We start from the raw sequence: 15,252 nt of genomic DNA, 5'->3' as shown, positions 1-15,252 counted from the left end.
AGAGCTTTCCCGCGTCTTTTTTATTGAGTTGAATTAAGCGTTGGCTTCCGCCATTTTACGCTGCTTTTCAAAACGCTCGCGCTCGCCTTTGTTCAATATTTTTTTGCGGAGGCGAATCGATTTCGGCGTAATTTCGCAGTACTCGTCGTCGTTCAAATATTCAAGCGCCTGCTCCAGCGAATAGAGCCGCGGCGTTTTCATTTTAACCGTATCTTCCTTTGTAGCCGAACGCACGTTCGTCAACTGCTTTTCCTTGCAGATGTTAACGATGATGTCGTTATCGCGGTTATGCTCGCCGACGATCATGCCTTCGTAAACTTCCGTGCCCGGCTCTACGAACAAGGTGCCGCGGTCTTCGACCGACAGCATGCCGTAGAACGTGGAAGTTCCCGTTTCGCTGGAGATCAGCACCCCTTCGTGACGTCCGCCGACGCCGCTGCCTGCATACGGACCGTAGCTGTCAAACGCGTGGTTCATGACGCCGTAGCCGCGGGTCAGTGTCAAGAAGTAGGTCCGGTACCCGATCAAACCGCGGGCCGGAATGAGAAACTCCAGACGAACGCTGCCGGAGCCGTTGTTGATCATGTTGACCATCTCGGCTTTGCGCGTCCCGAGGCTTTCCATAACGGAGCCCATGCTGTCTTCCGGCACATCGATGATTAGCCGCTCAATCGGCTCCATTTTTTGGCCGTCGATCACGCGAATGATAACTTCCGGCTTCGATACTTGCAGCTCGAATCCTTCACGTCGCATATTTTCGATCAAAATGCCGAGATGCAGCTCGCCGCGGCCGGACACGACAAACGCGTCGGGGCTGTCCGTTTCGTCGACGCGAAGGCTGACGTCGGTTTCCAGCTCTTTGAACAGACGCTCGCGCAGCTTGCGGCTCGTTACCCATTTTCCTTCACGGCCCGCAAACGGGCTGTTGTTGACGAGGAACGTCATCTGCAGCGTCGGCTCGTCGATCTTGAGTACCGGCAGCGCTTCAGGGTTTGCCGGATCAGCCAGCGTTTCCCCAATGTTGATGTCCTTGATTCCGGAGATCGCGATGATATCGCCCGCGCCTGCCTCTTCGATCTCGATGCGCTTCAAACCCTGAAAGCCGAAAAGCTTCTCGACGCGCGCTTGCTTCACTTGTCCTTCGCGGTTGATGACCGCAATCGGCTGACCTTGACGCACCGTTCCGCGGTTTACGCGGCCGATGGCGATCCGGCCCAAGTACTCATTATAATCCATCAGCGTGACAAGGAATTGCAAAGGCTCCTCGACGTTCTCGGTCGGCGCCGGAATGTGGCTGACGATCGTATCGTAGAGCGCCTGCATGTTTTCGCCCAGCTTTTCCGGATCCAAGCTGGACATTCCCATAAGACCCGATGCATAAACAACCGGGAAGTCAAGCTGGTTGTCGTCCGCTCCCAGCTCGATGAACAGATCGAGCACTTCATCGACCACTTCGGCCGGTCTGGCGTTCGGACGGTCGATTTTATTGACGACGACGATCGGCGTCAAATGCTGTTCCAGCGCTTTGCGCAGCACGAATTTCGTCTGCGGCATCGTTCCTTCGAAAGCGTCGACGACAAGCAGTACGCCGTCGACCATTTTCATAATCCGTTCCACTTCGCCGCCGAAGTCGGCGTGGCCCGGAGTATCGACGATATTGATCAAGAAGTCTTTGTATTGGATGGCCGTATTTTTCGCCAAAATGGTAATGCCGCGTTCCCGTTCGATATCGTTCGAGTCCATGGCGCGTTCCTGCACCGCCTCGTTCTCCCGGAACGTTCCGGATTGCTGAAGCAGCTTATCCACCAGCGTTGTTTTGCCGTGGTCGACGTGGGCGATGATGGCGATATTACGAATTTTGTCTCTCGAATGCATGTAGTCTCAAAATCCTCTCTTTGAATTTGGCTCAATGTCGTGCTCCTTGATGCCGGAGCGCAGCCCGTTCACAAAAGTAGCGTCGGACGTAAGCGCCGACGCTACAATTCACACTTTATTATACGTGCAGATGCCGTAAAACGCAAGATAGCTTGCGGGATTAACCGATTATTTACAATGCCTGTTCATGGTTGAAAAGCGGCGTTCCGATAGCCTGCCAGCCTTCTAGGTATGCCGCTGCCGCGGCCGGAACACCCATTTCTTAAGCACGCCAGACGCAAGAACGATCAAGGTCGTGACGATCGGCAGCACATAATGCGAAATATCCCCCAGCAGTCGGGTTGCCAGCTTCTCGTCGGCGATAAACATTTCCCCTGCGGTATAGCCAAGAATGCCGGCTCCCAAATAAACGAAAATGGGGTACCGCTTCAGCAAATTGACGACCACGGTGCTCCCCCAGACGATAATCGGAATGCTAAGCCCGATCCCGAGAATGATTACCCCGACCTCTCCCTTCGCTTTGGCGGCAATCGCCAATACGTTGTCAAGGCTCATGACGAAATCGGCCAAAATAATCGTGCTGACCGCTTTGCCGAGGGTTGCCGCCTGCTTCACGTTGGAATGATCCTCTTCGTCGATCAATAGTTTGATGGCAATCCACAGCAGCAGCACCGATCCGAGCGCTTGAATGAACGGTACCTTCAAGACATAGACGGCAATGACGGTCAGCACGACCCGCAGGGCGATCGCCCCGAAGGCCCCCCACCAAATCGCCTGCTTTCGCTGATGCAAAGGCAAATTTTTACTCGCCAAAGCAATGACGACGGCATTGTCGCCGCTTAGCACGATATTGATCAGCATAATTTGGAGAAACAAAATGAACCAATCCAGCATGGTCGTTACCCTCCATCTCATTCAATTCGATCTGGAGTCCGGCGAACGATGGCATAGGATAAGCTTAGAAAAAAGAGGAGAATCGATCTTCTTGTTCCGTCCGACGGTCCGTATCTATCCATAGGGTTTCCGTATTACGCACCGCTTCATCCATTTCCTCTTGCAACCAGGGCATTCCCGCTTCGATGCTTTCGACAACCTTCAAGTTGGGGTTGGTGCTTGGACTTGGCGGCAAAAACAACGTGCAGCAATCCTCATACGGTAAAATAGACACTTCGTATGAATCGATCGCCTCCGCGAGGCGGATAATTTCCAGTTTTTCCATACAAACGAGCGGACGAATCAGCGGAAGGTGCACAGCCCGGCCGATGGCATTCATGCTGGCCAGCGTTTGACTTGCCACTTGTCCCAAGCTTTCCCCGGTCACGATGGCGCCCGCCCCGTTCGCCTCGGCCAACTTCTCTGCGATCCGCATCATGGCTCTGCGCAGTATCGTGATTAGCAGATTTTCCCGGTACGCTTCGTGAATCTTGGTCTGTACGCTCGTGAACGGCACCATGTGCAGCTTGATCGGACCGGCATATACGGCAAGCTTCCGGACCAATTCCTTCACTTTCTCTTGCGATCTTTCGCTGGTATAAGGATAGCTGTGAAAATGGACGGCTTCGACCGCCAGCCCTTGGCGCATGGCCAAATATCCCGCTACCGGACTGTCGATGCCTCCGGACAGCATAAGCACCGCTTTGCCGTTCGTGCCGAGCGGGAACCCTCCGGCGCCCGAGTCCACCTGGCTGTACACAAGCGCTTGCCGTTCGCGAAGCTCGACTTTCAACTCCGCTTCCGGCCGGTGCACGTCCACTTTTAGATCGGGCATCGCCCTTAAGACGTAGCCTCCGACAAGCCGGTTCATCTCTTGCGAGTCGTGCGGGAAGCTTTTGTTCACGCGGCGCACGCTGACCTTGAACGTCCGCGGCTGCGGGTCCATGGCCCGCATCGCCAAGAGCGCCGTTTCCTGCACGCGCTCCAGTTCTAATTCAGTCGTGAGTACGGGACTAAACGATACAACGCCGAATACCGTCTTGAGCGGCTCGCGCACCGTTTCGTAAGGCGTACCGTTCAAATGCAGCGTGATTCGCCCGAATTCTTTTTCATACTTGATGGCTCCCCAAGGACGCAATACCCGTTTCAGCTGCTGCAAAACCGCTTGCTCGAACCGGTGGCGATTGCGTCCTTTAAGCGTCAATTCCCCCAAACGGAGGACGACCTGTTGCGGTGTCATAAGTTACCTCCGTTCGTTCTTGCCGGCCATGGCCGGTTTTAACTCTTCTACAAGCTGTTTAAGCACACGGCAAAAGCGATCCGCATCGTCCTCGGACTGCTGAAGCGAGTAGCTGAGCCGGATGCCGCTGACCGCGACCGCCAGGTCCGCCCCCATAGCCGACAGCACGCGGCTGGGCTTCTCCGCTCCCGAAGAGCAGGCCGAACGGGTCGACACATAAATGCCGTGCCGCTCCAAGGCATGCACGAGCACCTCGGACTTCATTCCGGGAAACGAAAAATGAACAATATGCGGCGCCATGTCCTCCGGCCGCTCCGAGCCGTTCAACACAAGCTCCGGAATTTGGCGGATTCCCTCGGTCAAACGGGCACGCAGTCTGGCCGTATGCGCCGCAAAGGCTGGCTGCTCCTGAACGGCCATCCGTACCGCCTTGGCCATTCCCACCACAGCCGGGACATTTTCCGTCCCCGAACGAAGTCCTTCCTCCTGCCCGCCTCCGAGCAGCAACGGCTGCAATTCGACCCCGCGCCGGCAGTATAAGAACCCGATGCCTTTCGGACCGCGGAGCTTATGAGCTGCACAGGACATCAGATCGATACCGTGCCGCTTCGGGTCGACCGGAAGCTTCCCGATAGCTTGTACGGCATCGACGTGGAACAAGGTCTTGGGGCGGGTGCGCAGCAGGGCGCCGATCGCTTCAATCGGTTGAATCCGGCCCATTTCATTGTTTACATGCATCACGCTGACCAGAATCGTTTCGCTCGTCAATGCTTGCTCAAGGTCTGACAGCCTAATTTGACCTGTCGCATCGACAGGCAAATAAGTTACTTGAAAGCCCTCTTCTTCCAGTTTACGAAAGGTTTCGTAAACTGATGCATGCTCGATGGACGAAGTGATCAAATGATTGCCCCGGGACCGGTATCGATAGGCCGCTCCGCGGATGGCCAGGTTGTTGCTCTCCGTTCCGCCGGACGTAAACCGGATCTCGTTCGGGTCGCAGCGAAGCGCGTTCGCAATCGTTTCACGCGAACGGCTTACGAGTTGCTCGGCTTCCAAGCCCAGCTTATGCAAGGACGACGGATTGCCGAAGTGCGACTTCATCACTTCGGTCATGACGCCGATGACTTCGTCATACATAGGCGCCGTTGCCGCGTAATCCATATACAGCATTTGTCATTCCCCTTTTTCGCAATCTCTACTTGGTTCAGGAAGAAAATAAGACCAATGGTCGGCCCCCGCAAACGGAGTGCCTACGATTGGTCTCGCTCATCTCATGCCTCGTAGTGCTCTTTCAACGCCAATACTTTGCGTACGTACTGCTGCGTTTCGTTAGGCAGCAGATGCAGCTTTTCGGCTAAGTCCTGATCGTTTCGAATGCCGAGCCGGTCCAGCCTTGTAGGTCCTGCATTGTAAGCCGCAAGCGCGGTGCCCAAACTGCCGCCATATTTGGAGATCAGGTTGGATAAATAACGGGTTCCGCCGTGGATGTTTTGCGCCGGGTCGAACGGATTGTCCACTCCCAGCCCTTGACCGGTTGCGTCCATCAATTGCATCAAGCCCTTGGCTCCCGCACCGGAAACGGCGTTGGCATTAAACGACGATTCTGCATGGATGACCGCTTTCACTACGCTTGGCTCGACGCCGAACCGGCGGCTGGCTTCCTGAATCAGCGGTTCGTAGGCCGACGGCTTCGCAGTAGCTGAGGCGAACTTCTTCGTCAGCGCGCCTGCGGAAGCGGTAGATAAGCCGCTTAGCATGGCCGGCCCCCAAGCTTGTCCCGGCACGAGCCCGGCTCCTGCGGTCATACCGCCCGCACTCTGGGGCGAAGCCGAATCCATGCCGGCCAACATCCCGTTCAATATGGAGGCAAAGTCCGTATTATCGCTTTGCTCGGTAACGGAATTTCTGCCCGAGGTTAGCAAGCTTAACTGATTCATCACCTGAAGCTGCAGCAGCTCTTTAATCGTATAGGGATCGATAGCTTTTGTCGATAAGTTCATCGGTTACGGAAGTCTCCTTGTACCGGGATTCTTTTCCCATTGTACACTTTTTTGGGCGGTTCAGCCACTATAAAATTTAAAAGAAAAACGGCAGACCGGTTGCCGGCCTGCCGTCTCCGCCTCAAGCGTATAGAGGAACCAAAATGAAATAACCGGCCAGTGCGATCAAACCGATGACGATCGACCATGTGCCCAGCGAACGCTCGCCCAGCATATAAGCAAACAGCCCTAATAGGGCTGACATCGAGCCGAGAAGCGCCGGATAAAGAAACCACGCCAGAATAGACAACACAAGCGCCGTGTATCCGAGCCAGCGGTAAGACGTTTCCGCCTTTTCCTCCGTACCGTTTTCCGTTACGGCCACAGGATGCATAATGCGGGATCTCTCCTCCCGCGAACCACGGCCGGGATAAGTGATCTCCGCGGCGAATTCCGCGCGCGTTTTGCGGCCGGCTTCCCTGCGCAGCTGCTCGTGCTTGAACTTCCGCAGCGACCTGTCATCCCGAACCGAACCGGGATGTCTTCCGAGCTTCCGTTTCATTCGGTCCCCTTCCCTTCCCGAGAGAAATGAACGCTTGACACTTCCGGAAAAACCGATGCTTATTTCGATTTTTTCGGCTCGAAGGTGTGACAACAGGTGTTCTGCGAGCTGGCGGCCCGGTCTTGGTGATCTTCGAACTCGGCTCCGAACTCGGCGTCATACTTGACGTCCGCATGCTTGTCGATCTCGATCATAATCGTGTTGGCGTTGCAATTGTTTCCCTGCGCCCAATATTCGCAGTTGGCGACGCTGCATTTGACATCTGGCATCGTAATCACCCCTTTCTCAGCTTTCCCGCATCGAAAAGGGGATATACTCTAGGCCTTGGCGCGCAGCTTGTAATATAGCACCATGAACATCGCATGCGACCACAGCAGCGGCGTTGCCGGAGGCCCCCAGCGGCGAACCCAATCGTCATAGGCTTCCTCGCTGCCATCCGGACGCTTCACCTGCTCCGGAAACCGGCCCAATCCGTCCGCCTGCCCTGCGATCCACTCCAGCGAACGCCCGGCTTCCTCCCGGTTCCCCAGCCTCAGTTGAACCCATCCGTACCAAGCCGCCAGCAGCAGCCACTCTCCCCCACCGTAGTAGGTATCGCTTGCGTAACGGCGGACGCCTCCGGTTTCTGAGCGCAGCTCACTTTTGATCGCTTCGATCGTCTTCCGCATAGCAGGATGCTGTGAATCGAATACGTGGAACGGTTCTGTCAGCCAAAGCAAACTCGCGTCCACTCCGGCGAAACCTGTTACATAAGCTGTAGAATCTCCTTGGGGAACAGGTGTTATATTTTTGACAAAATGGCCGTTTTCCGCATGTACGCCATGCTGCAGCAGAAAATCCTTTATTTCCGAGGAAATATGATGCAGCTCCGCATTGTCGTCCAGCCGGGCAACTCCCTCCAGCCCGCCGTAAATGCAGGCCAGCGTCGAAGGATGCACGTGCTCGCCGTACTCCTCCCAGCAATCGAAATTCGGGTAGCGCCAGAATGCGCGCAAATAATCAACCGCGGCATCCACGCTAGTCCGGTACGTATCCGGAATCCGGTACGTTCCGACCGCGCGAAGGTGCTCCGTCAATCCCCAGAGCCAAGCCCCGTAACCGTCCAGCTGAAAGTGTCCCCATTCCGAGCTTGTATCGTCCCGGCCATCCAGATGATAACGGGTATGTAAAAATTCATGAAGCGCCACGTGCTCCCCGCGGGCTTGTTTGTCCGTCAGGTAGCGGATATAATCCCGCTTGGAAGCGATAATCCGGTTGGCCCAATCGTAAAATAAAGCCGCGCTGTCGTGCTCTCCCGCCGTATCCATGGCGTATGCGACGAAGCTGCCGTCCCTTAGCCAGCCGTAAGCATAGTGCGCAAAAAGCGGACAGGCTACGTATCCCCCTTCCGGGTGCTGGTTTAACCGGATCAGCCGTATGGACGCTTGCACCAGCTCTTCTTCATTCATCTTTGGCCGCATCAGAGAACCCCTTCCTTTAGCTTAATGAAACAAAAAGAGATGCCCGCATCGAAGCATCTCTTCACAATATGTCTCGGATTGGGCGAATTATACTTTCTCGCCCTGCATCCGTTTTTGCGTAATATAGTCGGTTTCGTAATAAGCCAAATCTTCGCGCAGCGTTTCAAAAATTTTGGACAGCTCAATTGTCAAGTCGCGCACGTCGCGTACAGGCTTTTTACGGAAGCGGATGGCATCCTGACCGGTATATGCATAACGGCCGTCTTCGGAATAGCATTCGTTTTTCGGATAAAAAAAGCTGTTCACGCAGCTATGATAAACGTCGTAAAGTACTTTTTCGGCATAATCCACGTTAAAATTCGGACGGCGCAGCGCCACGCCGAGCTTCTCGTACGCCACCTCGGAAAATACTAACAAATGTCTCGTATCGGTCAAATACCCTTTATAAAATTCTTCCATCGCTTCGTCATTATCGGTATTCAGCTGCTGCAAAGAATGTCCGTTCAGGAATTGTTCCATTTTGGCGATTGCCTCGCTCAGCTTGGTCCTTGTCGTTTCACAAAGAGTTTTTACATGAAATACTGCCATCGCTTAAAAGACCTCCTCAACTTTAAAACAGAACGATATGGGCAAAACGACCTCTCCCTTCCATCGTACCACAAAACGCATCTAAAAGTAATATGAAAAACATCCAGAACGCCATTGTTTCGGACTGCTCCTTTTTGGATAACTTTGCTGCTTTTTAAACGGCCCGCGAAGGGGATTCTAATTGACGTACACACTGTTCCAATCAGGAGGCAAGGCCCATGTGGAAATATGCTTTATCGATCGCTCTTGTTATCGCCGGGGTAGCGATTCTTTTCCCCCGCGGCGATCAGGCTCCCAAACCCGAGACGGTTACACCTGCCGCCGAGTTGAAAATGAAGCAAGCGATGCTGAATCAGGATGTGGCTCGCACGGACGAGCTTTGTCGCAGTCAGTGCAGCCTGGAGTTGCATCGGATCGTTCAGGACACGCAGGCGCAGACGGACGGCAAAGCGCGGGAAACGCTACAAGCGACCCAAGCGGCTCATCCGCATATGGAACGCCTGGTGCGCACCAAACGTGACCAAACCTTGGACCAAGGCATCGCGGCAGGTACACTGAACGAGGCGGCGGCAAAAGCTTCGCAGCCTTACCTGGAAGAAGCGAAGCGGCAGGTTGACAACGGAAAGACGTATCAATCTCCGCCGTTTCAAGCGGACGGCAGCACGTATTTCGTTCTCGGCGTTCCGGGAGCGGATGGCGCATCGGGAATCGTCGGCACCGTGCGCCAGCAAATTCTCGCTCAGGTGGCCGATCACCAAAAGAAAAATTTACGAATCGAGCCGTACCCTGCGCAAGGCCGCTACAAGATCGAATCGGTCGATTCGAAATCGCTTCAGAACGTGCAGGTTCGCCATCCCGAAGATAATCAGGGAACGAGCCATTATCACACGAATCAAGTCGTCGTCAAATTCAAGCAGCCGCCATCCGATAACGATCTTGTCCGCATCCGGCAAGAAATTGGCGGAGGCCACGTCCACAAGCTCGGCTATACTTACGTCTTCGAATCGCCGGGTATGGAAGCCAAACAGCTTATGGGGTATTTCGGGAAATGGAACATCGATTACGCCGAGCCGCATTTTCTTTATTTGACGAACGACATTGCTCCCGTTCTGCACCCGAATTCAGCAACGGTGATTACGCCGAACGATTCGCTGTATCGGCGGTACCAATGGAACTTGCCGCAGATCGAAACGGAGGCCGGCTGGAACGTCTCCAAAGGCTCGACGGACGTCATCGTCGGGGTCGTCGATACCGGGATCGATGGGAACCATGCGGACTTGAAAGGCCATTTGATGGCCGGCTACAATGCCATCCAGCCCGGGGCCAGACCGGCCGACGATGTCGGACACGGCACACATGTGGCCGGAGTCATCGGGGCCATCGTGAACAACAACTTGGGCGTCGCCGGCATGAGCTGGTATAACCGCGTCTTGCCGGTTAAAGTGCTCGATTCCAGCGGCGCGGGCAGCACCTATGCCGTTGCGCGGGGCATTATTTGGGCAACGGATAACGGGGCCAAGGTCATTAACATGAGCCTCGGCAACTATGCGGACGCCCAGTTCCTGCACGACGCCATCAAATACGCCTATGACCGCGACGTCGTCCTGATTGCCGCTAGCGGCAACGATAACACGGAACGTCCCGGTTATCCGGCCGCCTATCCGGAAGTGCTCGGCGTGGCTGCGGTGGATGCCAGAAAGCAGAAGGCGGCATTCTCCAACTACGGCGACTATGTCGGCGTAGCCGCCCCGGGCGTCAACATCGCCAGCACGTATCCGAACAACCAGTATGCGGCACTGTCCGGGACTTCGATGGCCAGCCCGCACGTTACCGCGCTGGCGGCGCTGATCCGTTCGGTCAATCCGGCGCTGAAAAATACGGAAGTGGTTCGGATCATCAAAGAAACAGCGATGGATCTGGGGCCACCCGGGAAAGACAAATATTTCGGTTACGGTCTGATCGACGTGGTCGCCGCGCTCAAGGCAGCGGACCCCAAGACTTCCGGCCAAGCGGCTGGCGCCCCAACCGGTACGGCTCCGGCTCCGAAGCCGGGATGGCCGGACTGGATGCAGCGCTGGTTTAGATAATAATAGAGGATGAAAACAGCAAAAAACCGCCTCCTGAGGCGGTTTTTTGCATGAAGATCTATTGCGTAAGCGGCTGAAAGAAAGTTTGCCGTAAGCCGGGTTCTGTGCTTCCGGTGGTCGTAGCGGGTGCCACCCTGCCACCATTGAAGCGACAATCATCTATCTAGGCCGTCCATTGCTGAACGGCTCAAGCGACCAACCCGAACGCGTCTCGGGCAAAGACTGTCCCTTGCGGGACGTGCGTTCCTCTAGGTCTTGCTCCAAATGGGGTTTACCAGGAACTATGTCACCATAGCTCCTCGTGGTCTCTTACACCACGGTTCCACCCTTACCTGTGCCGGCGGCGATCGAAGATCGCATGCACGGCCATCGGCGGTCCGTTTCTGTGGCACTAGCCTTCAGCTCGCGCTGACTGGACGTTATCCAGCATCCTGCCCTATGGAGCCCGGACTTTCCTCTCGTGGCTAACGCCACCAGCGATTGTCTGTCAAACTTTCCTTTGCAATAGATGCATCTGCTAGTATACAAGGAATCGGAGCAAAACTCAACTGCCGGATTCCGGCAAATTACACGAAACGGAACGGTTCCGTATCGATTTGCGAAGCGATGACCGCCGTAGCCCACTTTCGCTCCTCCAGCTTGCGCCGCAAGTGGTCGGCGACGCCGCGCTTCATGATTTTCTCCACATTGTGTCCCGGATCAATCAGCGCGATCCCGGCGGCCAAGGCGTCATGCGCCGTATGATAATCGATATCGCCGGTGATCAGCACATCCGCTCCGGCGAATTGCGCATGCTTCACATAGCGGCTGCCCGATCCCCCAAGCACGGCCGCTTTGCGCACGGTCCGCGAGAGATCGCCGACGACGCGCAGCATCGGCACGTCGAATACCTGTTTGACCCGTTCGCACAGCTCCTGCAGCGTTACCGGCTGCGGAAGCTTACCGGCGCGGCCGAGCCCGAACGTGCGCGTCTTCAAATCGAGCGAATATAGATCGTAAGCGACTTCTTCATACGGATGCGCCTTCAGCATCGCCTGCACGACTCTGCGTTCCACGCTCTGAGGGACGATCGTTTCGACGCGTATTTCCTGCGCCGTCTCCAGCTTCCCGGGTTGACCGATAAACGGGTTCGTACCATCTTCCGGCTTGAACGTTCCGACGCCTTCGATATTGAAGCTGCAGTGGCTGTAGCGGCCGATGCCGCCCGCTCCCGCGTCGAACATGGCCTGGCGTACCTCGTCGGCGTACGTCGTCGGAACGAACACGACGAGCTTTTTCAGCTTATCGGTATGTACTTCGTCAAGCGGCTGCGTACCGGTCAGGCCGATCGCTTCCGCCATCATGTCGTTGATTCCCCCGTCGGCCACATCCAGATTCGTATGGGCGATATAAACGGCGATGTCGTGCTTGATCAGCCGTTCGTAAAGCCGGCCTGCCGGCGTATCCGTCTGAATGTGAGGCAGCGGACGGAAAATGACAGCGTGATGTGCAATAATCAGATCGGCTTGCTCGCGAATCGCCTCGTCTACCACTTCTTCCGTCACGTCGAGGGCAACAAGCACTTTGCGGATTTCCTTTTGCAGCGTGCCGATCTGCAGCCCGATTTTATCGTTCTCCACGGCGTACGATTTGGGCGCGAGCTCTTCCATCAATTGAATTACGGCTTGGCCTTTGGCGTACATGCGGCTAATACCTCCTCGATTCGTTTCATCTCGGCGCGGAATTCCGCTTCCTTGCTGCGGGAAGCTTCCGTTTCGGACCCGGCCAGATTATCGCATATTTTACGGAGCTTATCCAATTCATAAGTCCATTTCTTCGCCCAGACGGCGGAAGCCTCCCGCACCAAATACGGCCCCATGCTCAGGAGAACCGCACGATCCGCGGTCATACCGTTCGCCAGAGTCAGCGGTTCATACAGCGATTCCGGATCTGCCCCGAACTCCATTGCGGGAACCGCGGTCAAAATTTCATAAATTTTTCCGTCTTCCTCCAAAATATGCTCTCCGGTCAAAAACCAGCCGTTCCCGAGCAGCCATTCCCGGACCGCCGCTTCGCCGACATTCGGCTGAAGCACCAAGCGGCGCACGCCTTCCAGCTTCGCTTTTCCCGCTTCCAGAATCGAAGCGATCAGCACTCCGCCCATCCCCGCAATCGTGATGATATCCGCCTCGCCCGGCGCGATGACGGCCAGACCGTCGCCCAGCCGGACGTCGATGACGTTCTCCAGCCCCGATGCGCGGACCTGCTTGACGGCTGCATCGTACGGACCGGGATTTACCTCGCCCGCAATCCCTCGTACGATCGTGCCTTGCTTTGCCAAATAAGAGGGGAGAAGCGCATGGTCCGACCCGATATCCGCCAGACGGCTGCCCGCGGGAACCTCCTGTGCAATTTTACCCAATCGTTTTGATAATCGTATCATCTCAGACAACCCATTCTGTCCATTTTTTTCTCCATACAAACAGCAAGGAAGCCTCCGTCACAATCTTAACCAACAGCATCCATTGCAGCGTCATTTCGCCGTACTGCTCGGCATACAGCATACCATATAATTCAGGCATATACCAAACGATCAAGCTGAGCAAAAAGAAGACCAGTCCCATATGGCGGCTCTTCTCGTGAACCATCCATCCCATCCAGCAAAATAGAATACTCAGCGGTACCCAGCTGAGCTCCAGTGTAACCCAACTGATCGAATCAAGCTGATAATGCAGCAGCCAGCCGTAACAGAACACCAGACTCACCCAACCGCCGAGATGGAACGGCACATGCCTTGCGAGCAGGCCCGTCACAATCCACACCAGGCTGCATAGAAACACGTAGGTAACGACGAAAACGGACGATTGCAATCCGTGGAGCTTCATAAGATAAACCCCGATAAAGAGCAAAAACAACGAAGCCATACCGATCAAAATTTGCGAGCCCATCGGGTCCTTTTCCCGCTTGTACCCTCCATAGCCGTAACAGCATGCAAGAAACAAAAGCGAGACCCCTATTTGCATTGGTAATTGAAAAGCGTTAAAATGAAGAACAGTAAAAGAAAAGGCGCATGCAGCAACCAAAACGAGAACCCATATTTTCCAATTGCTGTCGCTTATTTTCGACGCCGTAATTCCGAACAGTCCACCGGAGCTTCCCGGTTTTTCTTGATCGTCTTCCAAGTAAATATTCAGCAAAAAGTCGCAATACTGCTCAGGCAGCAGCTTGCTTCGCCGCCAATGCTCAATTTCGCGGATAATCGTTTTCTTTTTATCATCCATAGCTTATAGGTTCCTCCGAAGCCCGTCGTCGCTTAATACATAGGATACATGATTCATAATTCATTCATCGGCTTGGAGCCCGCAAAAAATTAGACCTTCCCGCAGGCGGCGGAAAGGTCGTAGTGACAAGCTATTATTCAAGAAAATCTTTCAACCGCTTGCTGCGGCTCGGATGACGAAGCTTGCGGAGCGCCTTGGCTTCGATCTGGCGAATCCGTTCCCGGGTAACCCCGAATACTTTACCGACTTCCTCCAGCGTCCGCGTCCGGCCGTCATCGAGTCCGAAGCGCAGCCGAAGCACGTTCTCCTCGCGCTCAGTCAACGTATCGAGGACGTCCTCCAGCTGCTCCTTGAGCAGCTCGTAAGCAGCGGCATCCGCCGGAGCCAGCGCTTCCTGATCTTCGATAAAATCTCCGAGGTGCGAGTCGTCTTCCTCGCCGATCGGCGTTTCGAGCGACACGGGTTCTTGCGCGATTTTCATAATCTCACGCACTTTGTCCGTACTTAGATCCATTTCCTTCGCAATTTCCTCCGGCGTAGGTTCGCGCCCCAGCTCCTGAAGCAGTTGACGGGATACCCGGATCAGCTTGTTGATCGTCTCCACCATATGTACCGGAATCCGGATCGTACGCGCTTGGTCGGCAATCGCGCGCGTAATGGCTTGACGAATCCACCACGTGGCATACGTACTGAATTTGAAGCCTTTGATATGGTCGAACTTCTCAACCGCCTTGATCAAGCCCATATTGCCTTCCTGGATCAGGTCGAGGAACAGCATCCCCCGGCCGACATACCGCTTGGCGATACTGACGACCAGACGCAGATTCGCTTCCGCCAAACGGCGTTTCGCCTCTTCATCGCCCTGTTCGATCCGTTTCGCCAAATCGATCTCGTCCTCTGCGGAAAGCAGCGGAACCCGGCCAATCTCCTTCAAATACATCCGTACCGGATCGTTGATCTTAATGCCAGGCGGCAAGGACAAATCGTCGTCAAAATGGAACTCGTCGTGCTCGTGCTCCATCGGAGTCAGTTCGTTGTCATCGTCCGATTCGTTCCCGACATCGATCCCCATCTCTTGAATCTGCTCAAAAAATTCATCGATTTGCTCCGGGTCCTGATCGAACGGCGCGAGCTTCTCCATAATTTCTTTGTACGTAATTGCCGAACGTTTCTTGCCTTGTTCGATCAACTGTTCTTTTACTTGTTCGAGCGTCAACTCTGTCTCTAGTTCCGTACGTTGATCGTTCGCCATAATCCAACTCCCTCCT

Annotated in this window: 14 protein-coding genes and 1 other RNA gene; 1 reads left to right on the top strand and 14 read right to left on the bottom strand. The window is 55.0% G+C overall.

Annotated features, from left to right (window positions below):
* Positions 1-33: 33 nt before the first annotated feature.
* The 9 genes from typA to KQX66_RS31250 form a co-directional block, all read right to left on the bottom strand.
* Positions 34-1,875, bottom strand: coding sequence for a translational GTPase TypA (gene typA / locus KQX66_RS31290; protein ID WP_216797415.1), 1,842 nt, complete (start codon positions 1,873-1,875; stop codon positions 34-36).
* A 225-nt stretch (positions 1,876-2,100) separates the two neighbouring features.
* Positions 2,101-2,769: a TerC family protein gene (locus KQX66_RS31285; protein ID WP_216797411.1), complete on the bottom strand. Its 669-nt coding sequence runs from the start codon at positions 2,767-2,769 to the stop codon at positions 2,101-2,103.
* A gap of 64 nt (positions 2,770-2,833) precedes the next feature.
* Positions 2,834-4,048 (bottom strand): tRNA uracil 4-sulfurtransferase ThiI, encoded by a 1,215-nt coding sequence (thiI, locus tag KQX66_RS31280; RefSeq protein ID WP_216797403.1) that lies wholly within the window; start codon positions 4,046-4,048, stop codon positions 2,834-2,836.
* 3 nt (positions 4,049-4,051) lie between these two features.
* Complete coding sequence (locus tag KQX66_RS31275; RefSeq protein ID WP_216797401.1) at positions 4,052-5,218, bottom strand: cysteine desulfurase family protein; 1,167 nt, start codon at positions 5,216-5,218, stop codon at positions 4,052-4,054.
* Between the two features lie 101 nt (positions 5,219-5,319).
* A complete protein-coding gene (locus KQX66_RS31270) occupies positions 5,320-6,048 on the bottom strand; it encodes a lytic transglycosylase domain-containing protein (RefSeq protein WP_253957560.1) in 729 nt (242 codons plus the stop codon).
* 121 nt (positions 6,049-6,169) lie between these two features.
* Complete coding sequence (locus KQX66_RS31265; RefSeq protein WP_216797399.1) at positions 6,170-6,589, bottom strand: hypothetical protein; 420 nt, start codon at positions 6,587-6,589, stop codon at positions 6,170-6,172.
* Positions 6,590-6,648: 59 nt separating this feature from the next.
* Complete coding sequence (locus tag KQX66_RS31260; RefSeq protein ID WP_216797397.1) at positions 6,649-6,858, bottom strand: DUF1540 domain-containing protein; 210 nt, start codon at positions 6,856-6,858, stop codon at positions 6,649-6,651.
* Between the two features lie 48 nt (positions 6,859-6,906).
* Positions 6,907-8,049, bottom strand: a complete 1,143-nt coding sequence (locus KQX66_RS31255; protein WP_216797395.1) for a glycoside hydrolase family 15 protein — start codon at positions 8,047-8,049, stop codon at positions 6,907-6,909.
* 87 nt (positions 8,050-8,136) lie between these two features.
* Entirely contained in the window at positions 8,137-8,637 is a 501-nt protein-coding gene (locus KQX66_RS31250) for a YpuI family protein (protein ID WP_010491849.1), read from the bottom strand.
* A gap of 218 nt (positions 8,638-8,855) precedes the next feature.
* Here KQX66_RS31250 and KQX66_RS31245 point away from each other — a divergent pair, with 218 nt between their 5' ends.
* A complete protein-coding gene (locus KQX66_RS31245) occupies positions 8,856-10,724 on the top strand; it encodes a S8 family peptidase (RefSeq protein ID WP_216797393.1) in 1,869 nt (622 codons plus the stop codon).
* 76 nt (positions 10,725-10,800) lie between these two features.
* Here the strand turns inward: KQX66_RS31245 and rnpB are convergent.
* The 5 genes from rnpB to rpoD all read right to left on the bottom strand — a co-directional run bounded on the left by rnpB (position 10,801) and on the right by rpoD (position 15,236).
* An RNA gene (gene rnpB, locus KQX66_RS31240) (RNase P RNA component class A) lies at positions 10,801-11,220 on the bottom strand.
* Between the two features lie 70 nt (positions 11,221-11,290).
* Positions 11,291-12,406 (bottom strand): Nif3-like dinuclear metal center hexameric protein, encoded by a 1,116-nt coding sequence (locus tag KQX66_RS31235; protein WP_216797390.1) that lies wholly within the window; start codon positions 12,404-12,406, stop codon positions 11,291-11,293.
* Complete coding sequence (locus tag KQX66_RS31230; RefSeq protein ID WP_216797386.1) at positions 12,382-13,146, bottom strand: tRNA (adenine(22)-N(1))-methyltransferase; 765 nt, start codon at positions 13,144-13,146, stop codon at positions 12,382-12,384. Before KQX66_RS31230 ends, KQX66_RS31235 begins: the two co-directional genes overlap by 25 nt.
* Position 13,147: 1 nt before the next feature.
* Positions 13,148-13,984 carry a hypothetical protein gene (locus KQX66_RS31225; protein ID WP_216797384.1) on the bottom strand — a complete coding sequence of 279 codons (837 nt, stop codon included), beginning with the start codon at positions 13,982-13,984 and terminating at the stop codon, positions 13,148-13,150.
* Between the two features lie 133 nt (positions 13,985-14,117).
* Positions 14,118-15,236 (bottom strand): RNA polymerase sigma factor RpoD, encoded by a 1,119-nt coding sequence (rpoD, locus tag KQX66_RS31220; protein ID WP_063184282.1) that lies wholly within the window; start codon positions 15,234-15,236, stop codon positions 14,118-14,120.
* Between the last annotated feature and the right edge of the window lie 16 nt (positions 15,237-15,252).

The sequence above is a fragment of the Paenibacillus oleatilyticus genome, from assembly GCF_018998565.1.
GTDB classification, from domain to species: domain Bacteria; phylum Bacillota; class Bacilli; order Paenibacillales; family NBRC-103111; genus Paenibacillus_G; species Paenibacillus_G oleatilyticus.
Note: the sequence above shows the minus strand (reverse complement) of the source record. Positions and strands in the feature narration are given on the sequence as shown.

Bases quoted from the DNA above. Each gene is read 5' to 3' on its own strand.
- KQX66_RS31250 (WP_010491849.1), bottom strand. From the start codon at position 8,637: ATGGCAGTATTTCATGTAAAAACTCTTTGTGAAACGACAAGGACCAAG.
- thiI (WP_216797403.1), bottom strand. From the start codon at position 4,048: ATGACACCGCAACAGGTCGTCCTCCGTTTGGGGGAATTGACGCTTAAA.
- KQX66_RS31245 (WP_216797393.1), top strand. From the start codon at position 8,856: ATGTGGAAATATGCTTTATCGATCGCTCTTGTTATCGCCGGGGTAGCG.
- KQX66_RS31270 (WP_253957560.1), bottom strand. From the start codon at position 6,048: ATGAACTTATCGACAAAAGCTATCGATCCCTATACGATTAAAGAGCTG.
- KQX66_RS31285 (WP_216797411.1), bottom strand. From the start codon at position 2,769: ATGCTGGATTGGTTCATTTTGTTTCTCCAAATTATGCTGATCAATATC.
- KQX66_RS31275 (WP_216797401.1), bottom strand. From the start codon at position 5,218: ATGCTGTATATGGATTACGCGGCAACGGCGCCTATGTATGACGAAGTC.
- KQX66_RS31230 (WP_216797386.1), bottom strand. From the start codon at position 13,146: ATGATACGATTATCAAAACGATTGGGTAAAATTGCACAGGAGGTTCCC.
- KQX66_RS31255 (WP_216797395.1), bottom strand. From the start codon at position 8,049: ATGCGGCCAAAGATGAATGAAGAAGAGCTGGTGCAAGCGTCCATACGG.
- KQX66_RS31225 (WP_216797384.1), bottom strand. From the start codon at position 13,984: ATGGATGATAAAAAGAAAACGATTATCCGCGAAATTGAGCATTGGCGG.
- rpoD (WP_063184282.1), bottom strand. From the start codon at position 15,236: ATGGCGAACGATCAACGTACGGAACTAGAGACAGAGTTGACGCTCGAA.
- typA (WP_216797415.1), bottom strand. From the start codon at position 1,875: ATGCATTCGAGAGACAAAATTCGTAATATCGCCATCATCGCCCACGTC.
- KQX66_RS31235 (WP_216797390.1), bottom strand. From the start codon at position 12,406: ATGTACGCCAAAGGCCAAGCCGTAATTCAATTGATGGAAGAGCTCGCG.
- KQX66_RS31265 (WP_216797399.1), bottom strand. From the start codon at position 6,589: ATGAAACGGAAGCTCGGAAGACATCCCGGTTCGGTTCGGGATGACAGG.
- KQX66_RS31260 (WP_216797397.1), bottom strand. From the start codon at position 6,858: ATGCCAGATGTCAAATGCAGCGTCGCCAACTGCGAATATTGGGCGCAG.